The sequence below is a fragment of the Kitasatospora setae KM-6054 genome, from assembly GCF_000269985.1.
GTDB classification, from domain to species: Bacteria; Actinomycetota; Actinomycetes; order Streptomycetales; family Streptomycetaceae; genus Kitasatospora; species Kitasatospora setae.
Window position 1 is genome coordinate 8690516 of record NC_016109.1, and the last position, 15085, is coordinate 8705600.

Here is a 15085-nt window from a genome sequence, read left to right on the forward strand (position 1 = left end):
ACCGCCCCACCGGGCGCGCGGCACGCCCGCCCGGACACGACAACCAAGGAACTCGAGGTAGCTGACGATGAGTGGTGTGGATCGCCGGACCGTACTGGGACGCGGCGCGGCCGTGGCCGGCGCAGCGGTGGCCGCCGCAGCCCTGGGCGGGAGCGCCGCGGCGGCTCCCGCCGGGGCGGCCCCGGGAGCCGCCACCGGCCCGACCATCCGCCCCGACGACCCGCGGTACCCGCTGCTGACCAGCGGCAACAACCAGCGGTTCGTCGCCCGGCCCGACTACGTCAAGATGATCCGGTCCTCCGCCGACGCCGAGCGGGCCCTGGAGAGCGCCTTCCGGGCCGGCAAGCGGGTCTCGGTCCGCAGCGGCGGCCACTGCTTCGCCGACTTCACGGCCAATCCCGGCGTCGAGGTCATCCTCGACTTCTCCGAGATGACCGAGGTCGGCTACGACCCCGGCCACCGCGCCTTCGTCGTCGAGCCCGGCGCCCGCCTGATCAACGTCTACGAGGCGCTGTACAAGGGCTGGGGCGTCACCATACCCGGCGGCATCTGCTACAGCGTCGGGGCCGGCGGCCACATCGCCGGCGGCGGGTACGGCCTGCTGTCCAGGGCCCACGGACTGGTCTCCGACCACCTCTACGGCGTCGAGGTCGTCGTGGTCGACGGGCGGGGCAAGGCCCGCACCGTACTGGCCACCCGGGAGGAGAACGACCCGAACCGCGAACTGTGGTGGGCCCACACCGGCGGCGGCGGCGGCAACTTCGGCCTCGTCACCCGCTACCTGTTCCGCTCCCCGGGCGCCACCGGCAGCAACCCCGCCGACCAGCTGGTCTCCCCGCCCTCGACGGTCCTGGTCAGCGCCATCGAACTGCCCTGGGACCAGCTGACCGAGGCGAAGTTCACCCGCCTGCTGAAGAACTTCGGCGCCTGGCACGAGGCGAACAGCGCCCCGGACTCCGAGTACCGCCACCTCAGCAGCCTCTTCAACGTCAGCTCCCGCGCGCACGGCAGCCTCGGCATGTTCACCCAGGTCGACGCGACCGTCCCCGGCGCCCGCCGGCTCCTGGACGACTACCTGACAGCGGTCCTCGCCGGCACCGGCGTCACCCCCAGGGCACTGGCCCGCGCCAACGGCGAACTGCCCGCGATGCCCGAACTGCTCGCCCCCCGCGAACTCCCGTGGCTGCAGGCCACCCGCCAGGTGGGCACCAACAACCCGACCATCACCAACCCCACCTCCCGCGGCGCCCACAAGTCCGGCTACATGCGCAGGAACTTCACCGACCACCAGGTCGCGGCCGTCTACCGGCACATGACCCGGCCGGACTTCAACAACCCGGACACCATGCTGGTGCTCTTCTCCTTCGGCGGACAGGTCAACGCGGTGGCCCCCGACGCCACCGCCAACGCCCAGCGCAGCTCGATCTTCAAGATGTGCTTCCAGACCTTCTGGGCCGACGCGAGCGAGGACGACTTCTACCTCGGCTGGGCCCGCGGCATCTACGAGGACTTCTTCGCCAAGACCGGCGGCGTGCCCCTGATCGACGACGCCACCGACGGGTGCTACATCAACTACCCCGACCGCGACGTCTCCGACCCCCGCCACAACACCTCCGGCGTGCCCTGGCAGACCCTCTACTACAAGGGCAACTACCCGCGCCTGCAGCAGGTCAAGAAGCGCTGGGACCCGACGAACTTCTTCCGCCACTCACTCTCCGTCGAACTGCCCCGCTAGGGCCCCGGCCCCGGGCGCGCCCCCGCGTTCCCCGCGGGGGCGCGCCCGCGCCCGTGCCGGGCCCGCCCCGTCCGGCCCCGCCCCGCCGAGAACCACCGGGCCCGACAGCGGCCCCCCGAGCACGCACCCGGAGGAACACCCATGCCGCTCAGCCGGCCGCACAGCCTCGACCTCTCCCCACTCGTCAACACCCACGACCTGCGCGGAACCGTCCCCGACCAGTGGGACGAACGGATCGCCGAACTGTTCGGCGCCGCCTTCGCCCGCGTCACGAAGGCCCAGGCCCTCGTCGTCGGCCACGACACGCGCTCCTGCGCCCCCGACCTGGCACTCGCCTTCGCCCAGGGCGCGGCCCTGTACGGCACGGCGGTCACCGACATCGGCCCCTGCACCAGCGACCAGCTGTACTTCGCCTCGGGAGAACTCGCCCTGCCCGGGGCGATGTTCACCGCCCCGCACGGCCCCGCGGGCTACCACGGCCTCACCCTGTGCCGGGCGGGCGCCGCGCCCCTGGGACAGGACGCCGCCCTCGCCGAGATCCGCGCCCTGGTCGAGCGGTGGGCCGTGCACGGGGCCCCGCCCTCCTTCGTCCCCGTCGGCACGATCAGGCGCCGCGACGTCCTCGGCGACTACGGGGCCCGCCTGCGCGCCCTGGCCGGCCTGCGGGGCATCCGCCCGCTGACGGTCGTCGTGGACGCCGGCGACGGCCCGGGCCGGCACAGCGCCCCCGCCGTCCTCGCGGCCCTGCCCCTGCGCGTGGTCCCGCTGCCCGCCGGCCCGGACACCGCCCCCGCCCACGCCCGGGCCGACCCGCTCGCCCCGGCCGCCACCGCCGCCCTGCGGGCCCGCGTGGTCGCCGAGGGCGCCGACCTCGGCCTGGCCCTGGACGGCGGACGCTGCGCCGTCGTCGACGAACGCGGCGAGAGCGTCCCCGCCCCGGCCCTCGCGGCCCTGCTCACCGCCCGCGAAATGGACAGGCACCCCGGCGCCACCGTGGTCCACGACCTGGCCACCTCCCGGTCGGTCCCCGAAGCGGCCGCCGAATACGGCGGCAAGGCGGTCCGCACCCGGGTGGGGCACACCTTCGTCCGGGAGGAGATGGCCGCCACGGGAGCGGTCCTGGGCACCGGACGCGCGGGGCACTACTACTTCCGCGACTTCTGGAACGCCGACAGCGGCCTGCTCGCCGCCCTCCACCTCCTGGCCGCCCTGGACGACCGCTCGGGCCCGCTCTCGGCCCTGGTCGCCCCCTGGGACCGCTACCGCTCCTGCGACGAGACCGACATCGCCACCGACGACCCGCAGGGCCGCACCGCGGCGCTGCGCGCCGCCTACGCCCGCCACGAGGACGTCATGCTCGACGACCTCGACGGCCTGACGGTGACGGCACACGACTGGTGGTTCAACCTGCGCCCCTCCACCACCCGGCCACTGCTGCGCCTCAACGTCGAGGCCCGGGACGCGGCGACGCTGGGCAGCGTCCGCGAGGAGGTCCTGCGCCGCCTGCGGGCGTGAGGGCCGGCGGGCCGCCCCGCGGGTCCTCCTGGCCGGGTTCTGGCCTGCCGGGGTGTCCCGTCGTCCGCCAACTGCCGCCTTGGGCCCCCGTGTTCGCCGTCCGCGAGCGCGGGGGCTTCGTCGTGCCCGCGCTGTTCGGGTGGGGGAGGTCCTGCGTGGCCTGCGGGCGTGAGGGCCGGCGGGCCGCCCCGCGGGTCCTCCTGGCCGGGTTCTGGCCTGCCGGGGTGTCCTGCCGTCCGCCAACTGCCGCCTTGGGCCCCCGTGTTCGCCGTCCGCGAGCGCGGGGGCTTCGCCGTGCCCGCGCTGTTCGGGTGGGGGAGGTCCTGCGCCGTCTGAGGGCGTGAGGGCCGGCGGGCCGCCCCGCGGGTCCTCCTGGCCGGGTTCTGGCCTGCCGGGGTGTCCTGCCGTCCGCCAACTGCCGCCTTGGGCCCCCGTGTTCGCCGTCCGCGAGCGCGGGGGCTTCGCCGTGCCCGCGCTGTTCGGGTGGGGGAGGTCCTGCGCCGTCTGAGGGCGTGAGGGCCGGCGGGCCGCCCCGCGGGTCCTCCTGGCCGGGTTCTGGCCTGCCGGGGTGTCCTGCCGTCCGCCAACTGCCGCCTTGGGCCCCCGTGTTCGCCGTCCGCGAGCGCGGGGGCTTCGCCGTGCCCGCGCTGTGCAAGTCCCGGGATGCCTTCGTTGACGGACAGATAGCTCACGGGAAAGATATCTATCAGCCGAAGGGAGCCCGCCAGGGCCCACCGGCGAAAGACCCCGGCTTCCACGAAGACGTGAGCCACCGAAGGCCCTCCTCTCGGGCCGCCCGGCACCGGGCCGGCCGAGGAGCCTCCGAAGAACATCGCGCCGACGCGGCAACCGCCCCTGGTTCCGCATGCCCTGACCAGACCACAGCAAAGGAAAAAGACATCATGCGGTCCGTAGCAGTAGTCCTCGGGACCCGGCCGGAGGCCATCAAGTTCGCGCCGGTCATCCGGGCACTCCAGGCCGACCCCCGCTTCGACCCCGTCGTCATCTCCACCGGCCAGCACCGGCAGATGCTCGACGACACCCTGGAGGCGTTCGGCCTCAAGCCGGACATCGACCTGGAGATCATGGCCCCCAAGCAGACCCTCTCCCAGGTCACCTACCGCTGCCTGCGCGGCCTGGGCGAGCAGTTCGGCAAGCTCTCCACCGAGGCGGTCCTGGTGCACGGCGACACCGCCACCACCCTCGCCGCCGCCCTCTCCGGCTTCCACCACCAGATACCCGTCATCCACGTCGAAGCCGGCCTGCGCAGCGGATTCCTGGGATCGCCCTTCCCCGAGGAGGGCAACCGCCGCCTCGTCGCCCAGATCGCGGCCCTCCACCTCGCGCCGACCCCCGGCAACCACGCCAACCTGCTGCGCGAGGGCATCGCCGAGGAGACCATCGTCGTCACCGGCAACACCGTCATCGACGCCCTCCAGTGGGCCAGCGGACGCTCCGACTCCTACGGGGACCCGGCCCTCGCCGACCTGGACACCGACCCGCGGCGGGTCATCCTCGCCTCCGCCCACCGCCGCGAGGCCTGGCCGCACCTGCCCCAGATCGCCCAGGCCCTGGTCGACATCGCCGACGAGCCCGACGTACGCGTCATCGTCCCGCTGCACCGCAACCCCGTCGTCCGCGAGGCGATGCTCCCCCGGATCGGCGGACACCCGAACATCACCGTCGTCGACCCGCTGCCCTACCTCAGCTTCAGCAAGCTCATGCGCCGCGCCGACATCATCGTCTCCGACAGCAGCGGCTCCCAGGAGGAAGGCCCCGCCCTGGGCAAGCCCACCCTGGTCCTGGGCAGCGTGACCGAACGCTCGGAGGCCGTCGTCGCCGGCACCGCCCGGCTGGTCGGCACCACCACCGAGGGCATCGTCGCCGCCACCACCGAACTGCTGCGCAACCCCGCCGAGTACCTGCGCATGGCCACCGCCGCCAACCCCTACGGCGACGGCTGCGCCACCGAGCGCACCGTCGGCGCCATCGCCCACTTCTTCGGCGACGGCCCCGCCGTGGACCCCTTCGTCCCCGGCGTCGAGGTCGACGAGTTCGCCGTGGAGCTCGCCCGCCGCGCACCGTTCGCGAGGGCCTGATGCCCCGTAACGCCGAGACCCCGCTCAACTTCAGCGGCCCGCGCGTCCAGGCCCTCCTCGTCCAGGACGTGAAGGACTACCACGTCAGCGGACCGGCCGTCGTCGTCAACACCGGCACCAGCGACGTCCACCTCGCCCGCACCCCGCGCAAGGCCATCCCCCCGCTCTCCTCCACCATCCTCACCGGCGTCCGGATCGAGGAGGCCGCCTCCCTCCTGATCCTGCGCGTCAAGGACGACACCGACATCGCCGGCATCGCCCGCGAACCCGGCTGGGACCTCCTGGGAGACCTCCTCGGCGACAGCACCACCCCCACCGAGGACGCCACCCTGCCCTTCCCGCGCGACACCCCGCTCTGGAAGAGCCCCCAGGACCACGCCGGCCTCATCGAACTGGACCCCGCCCACCTGCTCGCCGAGCGCGCCGAACCCCGCCGCCTCCAGCCCTTCGAGATCAGGGCCAACCTCTGGTTCGCCCCGGCCGGCACCGACTGCTTCATCCACAACCAGCACGACTTCATCGAGGTGCACACCCAGCTCCACGGCCTGGGCCGGATGCAGAAGTTCACCGAGCAGGACCACAGCACCCTCTACGAGGACCTGCCGATGAGCCCTGGCTACACCACTTCCCAGCCCTTCTGCTCCACCGGCCCCGACGGCACCTACCTCTACCCCTGGCACCAGTACCGCGCCGACACCGACTGCGTCTGGCTCGCCGTCGAGTACCACCCCATGCCCCACCGACACCCGTAGGAGAAGGACCATGACCGCCAACGACGCATCCCACCTGCGCGCCCCCCGCTTCGCCGCCGAGATCGTGGCCGACCAGCTGCGCGACGGCTACTGGCTGGAGGCCCCCGACATCGACAACGACAACAAGCCGGACCTGTTCGGCTACGGTCTGCGGCTCGGCGAGATCTACTGGTACCAGAACGGCGAGAAGTGGACCCGCCGCCTGGTCGCCGACAAGATCAAGATGCCGGTCGGCGCGGACTTCGCCGACATCAGCGGCAACGGCCACCCCGACATCATCGTCTGCTACGACCTCTACGGCCCGATCGGCACCATCCAGGACGCCAACACCGCCGGCGGGAAGATCGACTGGCTGGAGAACCCCGGCAGCCCGGACAAGGACGAGTCCCGCTGGAAGCGGCACTACGTCGGCCGCGCCACCGGCATGCACCGCCTGCGCGTCGGCCACTTCACCCAGACCGAGCGCCTGGAGATCATCGGCCTGCCGATCGTCGCCAAGGAGGACGTCCACGCGGTCCTGCCCGTCGTCCTGTTCACCCAGCCCGACGACGTCCAGAGCGCCGAGGAATGGCCGATGACGGTCATCGACGACAGCCACTTCCGCATGATCCACGGCGCCGAGAAGAAGCCGGGCCTCATCCCCGGCTCCGACCGCGACTCCCTGCTCCTGGCCTCCGACGAGGGCGTCACCTGGCTCTACTGGGACGACTCCGCCAAGGAATGGGTCCGCAAGCTCATCGGCACCGGCGAACTCACCCAGTTCGAGCAGACCGGCTTCCGCGGCAGCGGCGACCTCAACGCCGGCCGCATCGGCGACGACCCGATGGCCTACGTCGCCGCGATCGAGCCCTTCCACGGCAACACCGTCGCCGTCTACACCAAGACCACCGACGGCCCGGCCGGCGAGGCCGAGTGGAAGCGCACCCTGCTCGACGTCTACGGCGACCCCAACGAGAACGGCGAGGGCCCCGGACACCAGATCGTGTGCGCCGACTTCGACGGCGACGGCGAGGACGAGTTCCTGGTCGCGCTGCGCGGACCGTGGCCGTGGCAGGGCGTCATGTACTACAAGGCGATCGACCTGGAGAACGGCGTCTGGGCCAAGTGGCGCGTCTCCGACGAGTCCGTCGCACGCATCGCCACCGCCGACTTCAACGGCGACGGCCGCCTCGACTTCGCCACCATCGCCTACTCGGTCCAGCACTACTACGTGGCCAAGGACGCCAAGCTCATGCTCTACCGCAACGAGATCGAGCAGCAGTAGCCCGGCCCCCGGGGCGGCCGTCCAGGACGGCCGCCCCCACCCCCGCCCCCACCCCCGCCCCGCGCCCGCCCCGCGCCCGCGACGATCCCGGAAAGCAGCCCCGCCATGTCCTCGACGCCCCCTGCCACCCCCCGCGCCGCCGCCGGCGCCAAGCCCGCCGCCCTGGCCAAACTGCCCTCACTGACCGGACTGCGGTTCTTCGCGGCGCTGGCGGTCTTCTTCTTCCACTCCACCCTGAGCAACTCCCCGATCCCGCCCAACGCCCCCATCAACCCCTTCGCCGACAAGGGCCTGGCCGGCTTCCTGGAGACCGCCTTCAGCAAGTCCGGCTACCTCGGAGTGTCCTTCTTCTTCGTCCTCAGCGGATTCGTCCTCGCCTGGGCCTCACGCCCCGGCGAGCGCGTCACCGCCTTCTGGCGCCGCCGGATGCTCAAGATCTTCCCCAACCACCTGGTCGTCTTCGCCGCCTCGATCGTCCTGTTCGCCGGCGCCGCCGTCACCGGCACCGCCCAGTGGCTGCCGAACATGCTGCTCGTCCACACCTTCTTCCCGCAGCCGGACATCAACCTCAGCGTCAACCCCCCGAGCTGGTCCCTCGGCAGCGAACTCCTCTTCTACGTCCTCTTCCCGCTGCTCATCATCCCGATCCGCAAGATCGCCGGTAAGGCGCTGTGGGCCTGGTCCGCCGTCATGGTCGCCGGCACGGTCGCCGTCCAGCTCGTCTCCACCTACCTCGTCCCCGCCACCCCGAAGTCCGCCATCACCCCCGTCTCCGACCTGCAGTTCTGGTTCGGCTACCTCTTCCCGCCGGGCCGCGTCTTCGAGTTCGCCCTCGGCATCCTGCTCGCCCGCATCGTGATGAGCGGCAAGTGGCCGCGCCAGATAGGCATCGGCGTCTCCTTCGCGCTGACCGCCGTCGGCTACGGCGTCGCCCTCCTGGTCCCCTTCCAGTACAGCTTCGTCGTCGCCATGATCATCCCCGTCAGCGCCCTGATCTGCTCCGTCGCCGCGGCCGACGTCGACGGCCGCCGCACCCGGCTGCGCGGACCCGTCATGCAGCTGCTCGGCGAGATCTCCTTCGGCTTCTACCTCGTCCAGGGCGTCACGATCTTCTACCTGCGCTCCCTGCTCGGCGCCCACACCTACAGCGCCCCGGTGGCCCTCCTCGTCGTCATCGGCTTCCTCGCCGCGTCCCTGCTGGGCGGCTGGCTCCTGTTCCGCTTCGTCGAGATGCCGGCCATGCGCCGCTGGAGCCGCAGCCGCAGGCCCGCCACCGCCACGCTCCCCGCCGCGCTCCCCGCCCAGGACACCGACCAGGACACCGACCGCAGCGCCCGCCCCGTCACCGCCGCGAGCCGCACCTGACCGGCCGCCCCCGACCCGCACCAGCCCCCGACCCGCACCAGCCCCCGACCCGCACCAGCCCCCGACCGCCCCCGCCCAGGAAGACGCCGACCATGCCGACCGTCCACGCAGCAGGAACAGACGTCCACTACCGCACCGAAGGAACCGGCCCCGGCCTGCTCCTCGTCCACGGCTCCACCGCCGACTCCGAGACCAACTTCGCCGACCTGCGCCCCCGCTTCACCGCGCGGCACACCGTCATCACCCCCGACTACGCCGGCAGCGGCCTCACCGCACTGCCCGAGGGACCACTGACCCTCGACCACCTGGTCGCCCAGGTCACCGCCGCCGCCCGCGCCGCGGGAGCGGACCGCTCCGCCCCCGTCGACGTGGTCGGCCTCTCCCTCGGCGCCGTCGTCGCCGCGGCCCTGGCCGCCCGGCACCCGCACCTCGTGCGCCGCCTCGTCCTGGTCGGCGGCTGGGCCCGCAACGACGACCCCCGCCAGGAAGCGCTCCTGGGCCTCTGGCGCCGCCTCGCCGACCTCGACACCGAGGCCTACCAGCAGTTCATCACCCTGCTCGCCGTCTCCCCGGCCGGCCTCGCCGGACTGGACCGCGCCGCCCTCGCCAAGGCCGCCTCCACCGCCGTGCCCTCCGAGGGAGCCCGCCGCCAGATCGACCTCGACCTCACCGTCGACATCCGCGACCTCCTGCCCGCCATCCACACCCCGACCCTGGTCGTCGGCGCCACCCAGGACCAGGTCATCCCCGTCGGACACTCCCGCGAACTCCACCGCGCGATCCGCGGCAGCCGCTACGCGGAGATCGACAGCGGCCACAACATCCCCTACGAGCGACCCGCCGAACTCACCGCGCTCATCACCGACTTCCTGCGCTGACACCACCGCCCCGACCACGAAGTGGCCCCTCCCCGCGAGAACGGGGGAGGGGCCACACGTGGTCGGGGCGAGCGGGCGCGGCGGACCGGGAAGGTCACACCACCGCCGTCGCGAGAGCGCCACCGCGCTCCGTCAGCCCGAAGGCCTGCGCCAGCAACTGGAGGGACCGCAGCCGGTCCTCGGGATCGTGCGTCAGGGTGTTCACCACGATCTCCCCGACCCCGTGCTCCGCGGCCAGGCCGGTGAGCACCTCACGCACCCGCTCCGGCGTCCCCGCCACCAGGGCCCGGCGGTTGACCGCCGCCCGCTCCGCCTCCGCCCCCGTCCACCGGTGGCGACGCGCCGTCGCGGGCGAAGGCAACGGCAGATCCTGCCCCAGGTCCTTACGGCTGCGCCACAGCAGCAGCCCCTGCGCCAGCTCCTGCGCCTTCGCGTCGGTGTCCGCGGTCACCACCCGCACGGCGAGCACCCCCTCGGCCGGCGGCCGGGCCCCCGAGGCGGCGTACTCCCGCCGGTAGTCCTCCAGCGCCGCCCGCCCGGGAGCGGGAGCGAGGAAGTGCGCGAAGGCGAACGACGTCCCCAGGCGCCCGGCCAGCGCCGCCGAACTGCCCCCCGCCCCCAGCAGCCACATCTGCGGCCCGGCCCGCCGCGCGTCCTCGGCGCCCGAACCCGGCGCCGACATCCCCAGCAGCCGCCGCAGTTCGTCGAGCTGCTGGGGGAAGCGGTGCGCCGGACCACCCGCGCGCCCGATCCCGAGATCGACCCGGCCCGGATACACCGACGCCAGCACGGTGAACACCTCCGCCACCTTCAGCGGCTCGTAGCGGGGCAGCAGCACCCCGCCCGTCCCCACCCGCAGGTGGCGGGTGCGCGCGAGCAGGGCCCCCGCCAGGATCTCCGGCGCGGTGCCCGCGAAACCCGGCGAGTTGTGGTGCTCGGCCACCCAGTAGCGGGTGAAGCCCAGGCGGTCGGCGGCCTCGGCCAGGTCGACGGAGGCACGCAGCGCCTCCGCGGGGGAGAAGTCCTCGCCGACCGGGGTCTGGTCGAGGACGGACAGGCGAATCGACATGGCGGATACCTCAGTTCGTGTGGTCGGAGCCGACCGCGGCCATCGTGGCGGGCACGATCCGGAAATCCCGCTGGAAGACGAGATTGTGCAGGTCGGCGGTGATGATCGCGCGCAGGGTGGGAAGTTCGGCCTTCGCCTGCGCCGGAGTGAAGACGTTCAGCGGCCACTCGCCGACCGTGGCCCCCCGCAGGTGCGGGTGGTGGAAGTTGCGCCCGTAGTGCGCCGCCAGGGTGATCGGCTCGATGCCCTCCGAACGCTGCTCCGGCCAGGACAGCGTCCACAGCGCGGCCACCCCGCCGTCCGCCGTGCGCCGCACCCCCGTCCCCTCGACCTTCCCCGTCCCGTTCAGCAGGTGGGCGTTCACCTCCTCCAGCGCCTCCAGCGCGTAGGGGGCGAGCAGGGCCACCGCCGAGAGGAACAGGTCCTCCTTCCCCCGGCGGCTCGTCGCCTCACCGTGCGAACCGTCCCGCAGGTCACCGAAATGCCGCAGCAGCGCGGTGACATGGGGCAGGGCGGCGGTGCCGGCGCTCGCCGGGACGGTGCCGGTGGCGCTCTCGGGGACGCTGTTCACGGGCTTCTCCTTCTGGGACGGCCGCCGGTACGGCGGCACGGACAAGATCAACTGGCACTACTGCTACTGCTACTGCTACCGCTACCGCTGCGGCTCGGGCCCGACGCCAGCAGCCGCAGCCGCAGAGCCGCCCCCAGCCACTGCCGCAACTGCCCCTGGGGCAGCAGGAAAGCCGCGTGGAGCATCTGCGGGAACTCCTGGAACACCACCTCGTTGCCCGCCGCCCGCAGCCGCCGCGCGAAGTCACGGACGTCGTCCGCCACCGGATCCAGCGCCCCGACACTCAAGATCGCGGGCGCCAGCGCACCGAGGTCCTCGACCTCGAACGGCGTACTGGGGTAGCCGCGGCCGCCGTCGCTCCCGCGGAAGTCCTCCCACGCCGAGACCAGCGACTCCCGGGTCGGGAAGTTGTCCAGGTACCGCGTGTACGACGGGGCACGGCACTCGGGATCCAGCGGCGGATACGCCAGCACCTGGGCACTGAGCGGCTGCCCCCGGTCACGACGCACCAGGGCCGCCAGCGCCGCGAGCGTGCCCCCCGCGCTGTCACCCCCCACCGCCACCGGCGGCAGGCCCTCCTCCTCGGCCCGCTCCTGGGCCCAGTCCAGCACCGCCAGGACGTCCTGGAGCGCGGCGGGATGCCGGTGCTCCGGCGACAGCCGGTAGTCGACGCTGACCACGGTGCACGCCGCCTGCACGGCGAGGTCCGCGCACGCCCGGTGCCAGCCCTCCGCCGAACCGCTGCGCCAGCTCCCGCCGTGCGCCCAGACCAGCCAGCCGCGGTGCCCGGCGGCGGGGCGCAGGATCCGCACCGGCACCGGGTGCTCCCCGCCCGGCACGAGAGCCGATTTCCACACGATCTGTCCGGGGGTGCCGGTGGCCGAACCCGTCATGATCCTTCTCCGTTTCGCAGACCTGTCGGGAAGAGAGAGCCCGTGCTCGTACGACGGCGGCCGGCCCCGGGGCGCACTCCCGCGCCCGCGACCCCCGGCACCACCCGCCGCGCGGTACCCGCCACCCGGCGGGTACCGCGCTCGGGGCCCGGCCCGGGGGAAGCCGGGAGCCCCACCCTCCCGGCGGCCCCGCGGGGGCGGCAACACCGACCTGGCCAGATGGCGGCCGTCTGGTGCCGGGTGGGTCAGGGGGTGGGGGTTTTGCGGGTGTGGAGGAAGAGGGCGGTGGTGAGGGTGCCGGCGAGGACGAGGGCGGTGTTGACGAGGACGGCGAGGGTGACGCCGTCGAGGACGGTGGTGTGGGTGGCGTGGGTGGTGATCTGGGTGGTGGCGATGGCGCTCATGATGGGGGTGCCCATGGTGATGCCGATCTGCTGGGTCATGGTGGCCAGTCCGGTGGCCATGCCCTGTTCGTGGTCGGGCAGGCCGGAGGTGGCGGTGACCATGAAGCCGACGATGACGAGCATGTTGCCGATGCCGCCGAGGAAGGTGGCGGTGAGCAGGACGGCCATGGAGGTGCGGGTGTCGCCGAGGGTGAGCAGGGCGGCGGTGGCGGCGGCTTGGAGGAGGCCGCCGGTGATGAGGGTGGCCTTGGTGCCGATGCGGGCGATGACCTTGGCGGCGAGGGAGCCGCCGATGACGGTGCCGATGCCCAGGACGCCGAAGGAGAGGCCGGCGGCCAGGGGGGAGAAGTCGAGGACTTCCTGGAGGTAGAGGGTCATCAGGAAGACGAGGGAGGTCTCGGTGAGGAAGGCGATGAGGCCGGCGATGTTGCCCCAGATGACGGTGGGGCGCTTGAGGATGGTGACGGGGACCAGGGGTGCGGGGGCCTTGCTCTCGACGAGGTAGAAGGCGATGAGGAGCAGGAGGCCGGCGGCCAGGGAGATCAGGGCGGTGGGGTCGCTCCAGCCGTTCTCGCCGGCGCGGGTGAGGCCGAAGACGAGGGCGAGCAGGCCGAGGGTGACGGTGAGGGCGCCGGGGATGTCGAGGCGGGGGCGCTGGTCGGGGCGGGATTCCTTGATGACGCCGGGGGCGATGAGCAGGACGGCGAGGGCGACGGGGACGTTGATGAAGAACGACCAGCGCCAGGACAGGAGGTCGGTCAGGACGCCGCCGAGGATGGCGCCGGTGGTGAAGCCGGCGGACATGAGGGCGCCGTTGAGTCCGAGGGCCTTGTCGCGCAGGGGGCCTTCGGGGAAGGAGGTGGTCAGCAGGGACAGGCCGGCGGGGGTGACGGCGGCGGTGGCCAGGCCCTGGGCGATGCGGGCGGCGATCAGGATGCCCGGGGAGGTGGCCAGGCCGCCCACCAGGGAGGACAGGCCGAGCAGGGCCAGGCCCGCGAGGAACAGGCGCCGGCGTCCGAAGAGGTCGGCGACGCGGCCGAAGAACAGGGTGAACCCGGCGGCGCACAGCGCGAACGACGTCGCGATCCACTGCAGGTTCGACAGGGAGAACCCGAGGCCCTTGCCGATCACCGGCAGGGCCACGTTCAGGATCGAGAAGTCCACCGCGAGCATGAACTGCGCGACCAGCAGCACCACCAGCAGCAGCCGCAGGCGCCCCGTCATCCGTGCCGGTGGCGACCCCGCCCCCCGCACCCCGCCCGAAACCGACGCCTCATCAACGACCGACATCACACACTCCTCATCCATCGCGGTGCTTACGGAGAAGAGCCTGCCGCCGCCGGCGCGGCCTACCCAGACCTCTGAGGTGAGTACCCAGCCCACGACTGGTCGCCCGGAGACTACTCATCACAGGGATACCTTTGAACACCCCGCCCGCCCGCGGCGCGGGGCACACTGAGAGCCATGGACACACCATCCGTGCTGGGAGACTTCCTGCGCAGCCGACGAGCCCGGCTCCAACCGGAGGACGTGGGCCTGCGGGCCTACGGAGCCCGCCGACGCGTCCCGGGACTACGACGCGAGGAGCTCGCCCAACTGGCCGGCGTGAGCGTCACCCACTACACCCGCCTCGAACAGGGCCAGAGCACCAACGCCTCCGACGCCGTCCTCGACGCGATCGCCCGCGCGCTGCGCCTGAACACCGACGAGACCGCGCACCTGCGCGACCTGGCCCGCCCCGCCGCCCCCGCCCGCCCCGCCCCGCTGCGACCGGACTACGCCCGCCCCGCCGCCGCCCAGCTCATCGCCGCCATGACCGACGTGCCCGCCGTCATCCTCGACCGCCGCAACGACGTCCTGGCCTGGAACCCGCTGGGCCACGCACTCCTCGCCGGCCACATCGACTACACCGCCCCCCAGTCGCCCTCGGAACGCCCCAACCTCACCCGCATGCTCTTCCTCGACGAGCACACCCGCGAACTCCACACCGCCTGGGAGGACGAGGCCAAGACATCCGTCGCGGCACTGCGCCTCACCGCCGGCCGCCACCCCGACGACCGCCGCCTCGCCGAGCTGATCGGCCAGCTCGCGATGAAGAGCGACGAGTTCGCCGGGATGTGGTCACGCCACCCGGTCCGCAGCTGCACCTTCGGCACCAAGCTGCTGCACCACCCCTTCGTGGGGGCACTGGAGCTGTCCTTCGAGAGCATGCAGCTGGCGGACGACTCCGGGCAGCGGATGCTCGCCTACAGCGCGCCGGCCGGATCGCCCTCGCAGGCCGGACTCCAGCTCCTGGCCGGAACCCTGCTGAGCCACCCGCCGCACGGCGCCCGCCCCGCCGCCCGCGGACACCTCGCCGGCGAGAAGCCCCGCGACAGGTAGACCCGCACCACCGCGCCACCGCGCCACCCGGAACGGGACGGACGGCCTTCGCCGTCCGTCCCGTTCCCGTTCCCGCTGCCGTTCCCCTTCCCGCTGCCGTTCCCGCTGCCGTTCCCGTTCCCGCTGCCGCGCCGCAGCCCCCGCCGCCCCCGCCGCCC

Annotated in this window: 12 protein-coding genes; 8 read left to right on the forward strand and 4 right to left on the reverse strand. The window is 73.1% G+C overall.

Going from position 1 to position 15085, the window contains the following annotated elements:
- Positions 1-67: 67 nt before the first annotated feature.
- From KSE_RS37555 to KSE_RS37585, 7 genes are all read left to right on the forward strand, one after another.
- Positions 68-1735, forward strand: a complete 1668-nt coding sequence (locus tag KSE_RS37555) for an FAD-dependent oxidoreductase (RefSeq protein ID WP_033260395.1) — start codon at positions 68-70, stop codon at positions 1733-1735.
- Positions 1736-1876: 141 nt separating this feature from the next.
- Positions 1877-3250: a phosphohexomutase domain-containing protein gene (manB, locus tag KSE_RS37560; protein ID WP_014133251.1), complete on the forward strand. Its 1374-nt coding sequence runs from the start codon at positions 1877-1879 to the stop codon at positions 3248-3250.
- A gap of 902 nt (positions 3251-4152) precedes the next feature.
- Positions 4153-5349 carry a non-hydrolyzing UDP-N-acetylglucosamine 2-epimerase gene (gene wecB, locus KSE_RS37565; RefSeq protein WP_014133250.1) on the forward strand — a complete coding sequence of 399 codons (1197 nt, stop codon included), beginning with the start codon at positions 4153-4155 and terminating at the stop codon, positions 5347-5349.
- Complete coding sequence (locus KSE_RS37570; protein WP_014133249.1) at positions 5349-6101, forward strand: hypothetical protein; 753 nt, start codon at positions 5349-5351, stop codon at positions 6099-6101. Before wecB ends, KSE_RS37570 begins: the two co-directional genes overlap by 1 nt.
- 10 nt (positions 6102-6111) lie before the next feature.
- On the forward strand, positions 6112-7365 hold the full coding sequence (locus tag KSE_RS37575; protein ID WP_014133248.1) for an FG-GAP repeat domain-containing protein: 1254 nt from the start codon (positions 6112-6114) through the stop codon (positions 7363-7365).
- A 105-nt stretch (positions 7366-7470) separates the two neighbouring features.
- Positions 7471-8730: an acyltransferase family protein gene (locus tag KSE_RS37580; protein ID WP_014133247.1), complete on the forward strand. Its 1260-nt coding sequence runs from the start codon at positions 7471-7473 to the stop codon at positions 8728-8730.
- Positions 8731-8822: 92 nt separating this feature from the next.
- The gene (locus KSE_RS37585) at positions 8823-9608 is read left to right on the forward strand and encodes an alpha/beta fold hydrolase (RefSeq protein ID WP_014133246.1); all 786 of its coding nucleotides are present in this window, start codon (positions 8823-8825) and stop codon (positions 9606-9608) included.
- A gap of 94 nt (positions 9609-9702) precedes the next feature.
- On the opposite strand, the gene KSE_RS37590 is transcribed toward KSE_RS37585, so the two are convergent.
- The 4 genes from KSE_RS37590 to KSE_RS37605 form a co-directional block, all read right to left on the reverse strand.
- Positions 9703-10677 carry an LLM class flavin-dependent oxidoreductase gene (locus KSE_RS37590; RefSeq protein ID WP_014133245.1) on the reverse strand — a complete coding sequence of 325 codons (975 nt, stop codon included), beginning with the start codon at positions 10675-10677 and terminating at the stop codon, positions 9703-9705.
- Positions 10678-10687: 10 nt separating this feature from the next.
- A complete protein-coding gene (locus tag KSE_RS37595; RefSeq protein ID WP_231873103.1) occupies positions 10688-11248 on the reverse strand; it encodes a hypothetical protein in 561 nt (186 codons plus the stop codon).
- A gap of 47 nt (positions 11249-11295) precedes the next feature.
- Positions 11296-12141, reverse strand: coding sequence for an alpha/beta hydrolase (locus tag KSE_RS37600; protein WP_014133243.1), 846 nt, complete (start codon positions 12139-12141; stop codon positions 11296-11298).
- A 245-nt stretch (positions 12142-12386) separates the two neighbouring features.
- Positions 12387-13835, reverse strand: a complete 1449-nt coding sequence (locus KSE_RS37605) for an MFS transporter (protein WP_014133242.1) — start codon at positions 13833-13835, stop codon at positions 12387-12389.
- 174 nt (positions 13836-14009) lie between these two features.
- Here KSE_RS37605 and KSE_RS37610 point away from each other — a divergent pair, with 174 nt between their 5' ends.
- Positions 14010-14927, forward strand: coding sequence for a helix-turn-helix domain-containing protein (locus tag KSE_RS37610; RefSeq protein ID WP_014133241.1), 918 nt, complete (start codon positions 14010-14012; stop codon positions 14925-14927).
- Positions 14928-15085 lie beyond the last annotated feature (158 nt).

Bases quoted from the DNA above. Each gene is read 5' to 3' on its own strand.
- KSE_RS37585 (WP_014133246.1), top strand. From the start codon at position 8,823: ATGCCGACCGTCCACGCAGCAGGAACAGACGTCCACTACCGCACCGAA.
- manB (WP_014133251.1), top strand. From the start codon at position 1,877: ATGCCGCTCAGCCGGCCGCACAGCCTCGACCTCTCCCCACTCGTCAAC.
- KSE_RS37600 (WP_014133243.1), bottom strand. From the start codon at position 12,141: ATGACGGGTTCGGCCACCGGCACCCCCGGACAGATCGTGTGGAAATCG.
- KSE_RS37580 (WP_014133247.1), top strand. From the start codon at position 7,471: ATGTCCTCGACGCCCCCTGCCACCCCCCGCGCCGCCGCCGGCGCCAAG.
- KSE_RS37575 (WP_014133248.1), top strand. From the start codon at position 6,112: ATGACCGCCAACGACGCATCCCACCTGCGCGCCCCCCGCTTCGCCGCC.
- KSE_RS37590 (WP_014133245.1), bottom strand. From the start codon at position 10,677: ATGTCGATTCGCCTGTCCGTCCTCGACCAGACCCCGGTCGGCGAGGAC.
- KSE_RS37570 (WP_014133249.1), top strand. From the start codon at position 5,349: ATGCCCCGTAACGCCGAGACCCCGCTCAACTTCAGCGGCCCGCGCGTC.
- KSE_RS37605 (WP_014133242.1), bottom strand. From the start codon at position 13,835: ATGTCGGTCGTTGATGAGGCGTCGGTTTCGGGCGGGGTGCGGGGGGCG.
- wecB (WP_014133250.1), top strand. From the start codon at position 4,153: ATGCGGTCCGTAGCAGTAGTCCTCGGGACCCGGCCGGAGGCCATCAAG.
- KSE_RS37610 (WP_014133241.1), top strand. From the start codon at position 14,010: ATGGACACACCATCCGTGCTGGGAGACTTCCTGCGCAGCCGACGAGCC.
- KSE_RS37555 (WP_033260395.1), top strand. From the start codon at position 68: ATGAGTGGTGTGGATCGCCGGACCGTACTGGGACGCGGCGCGGCCGTG.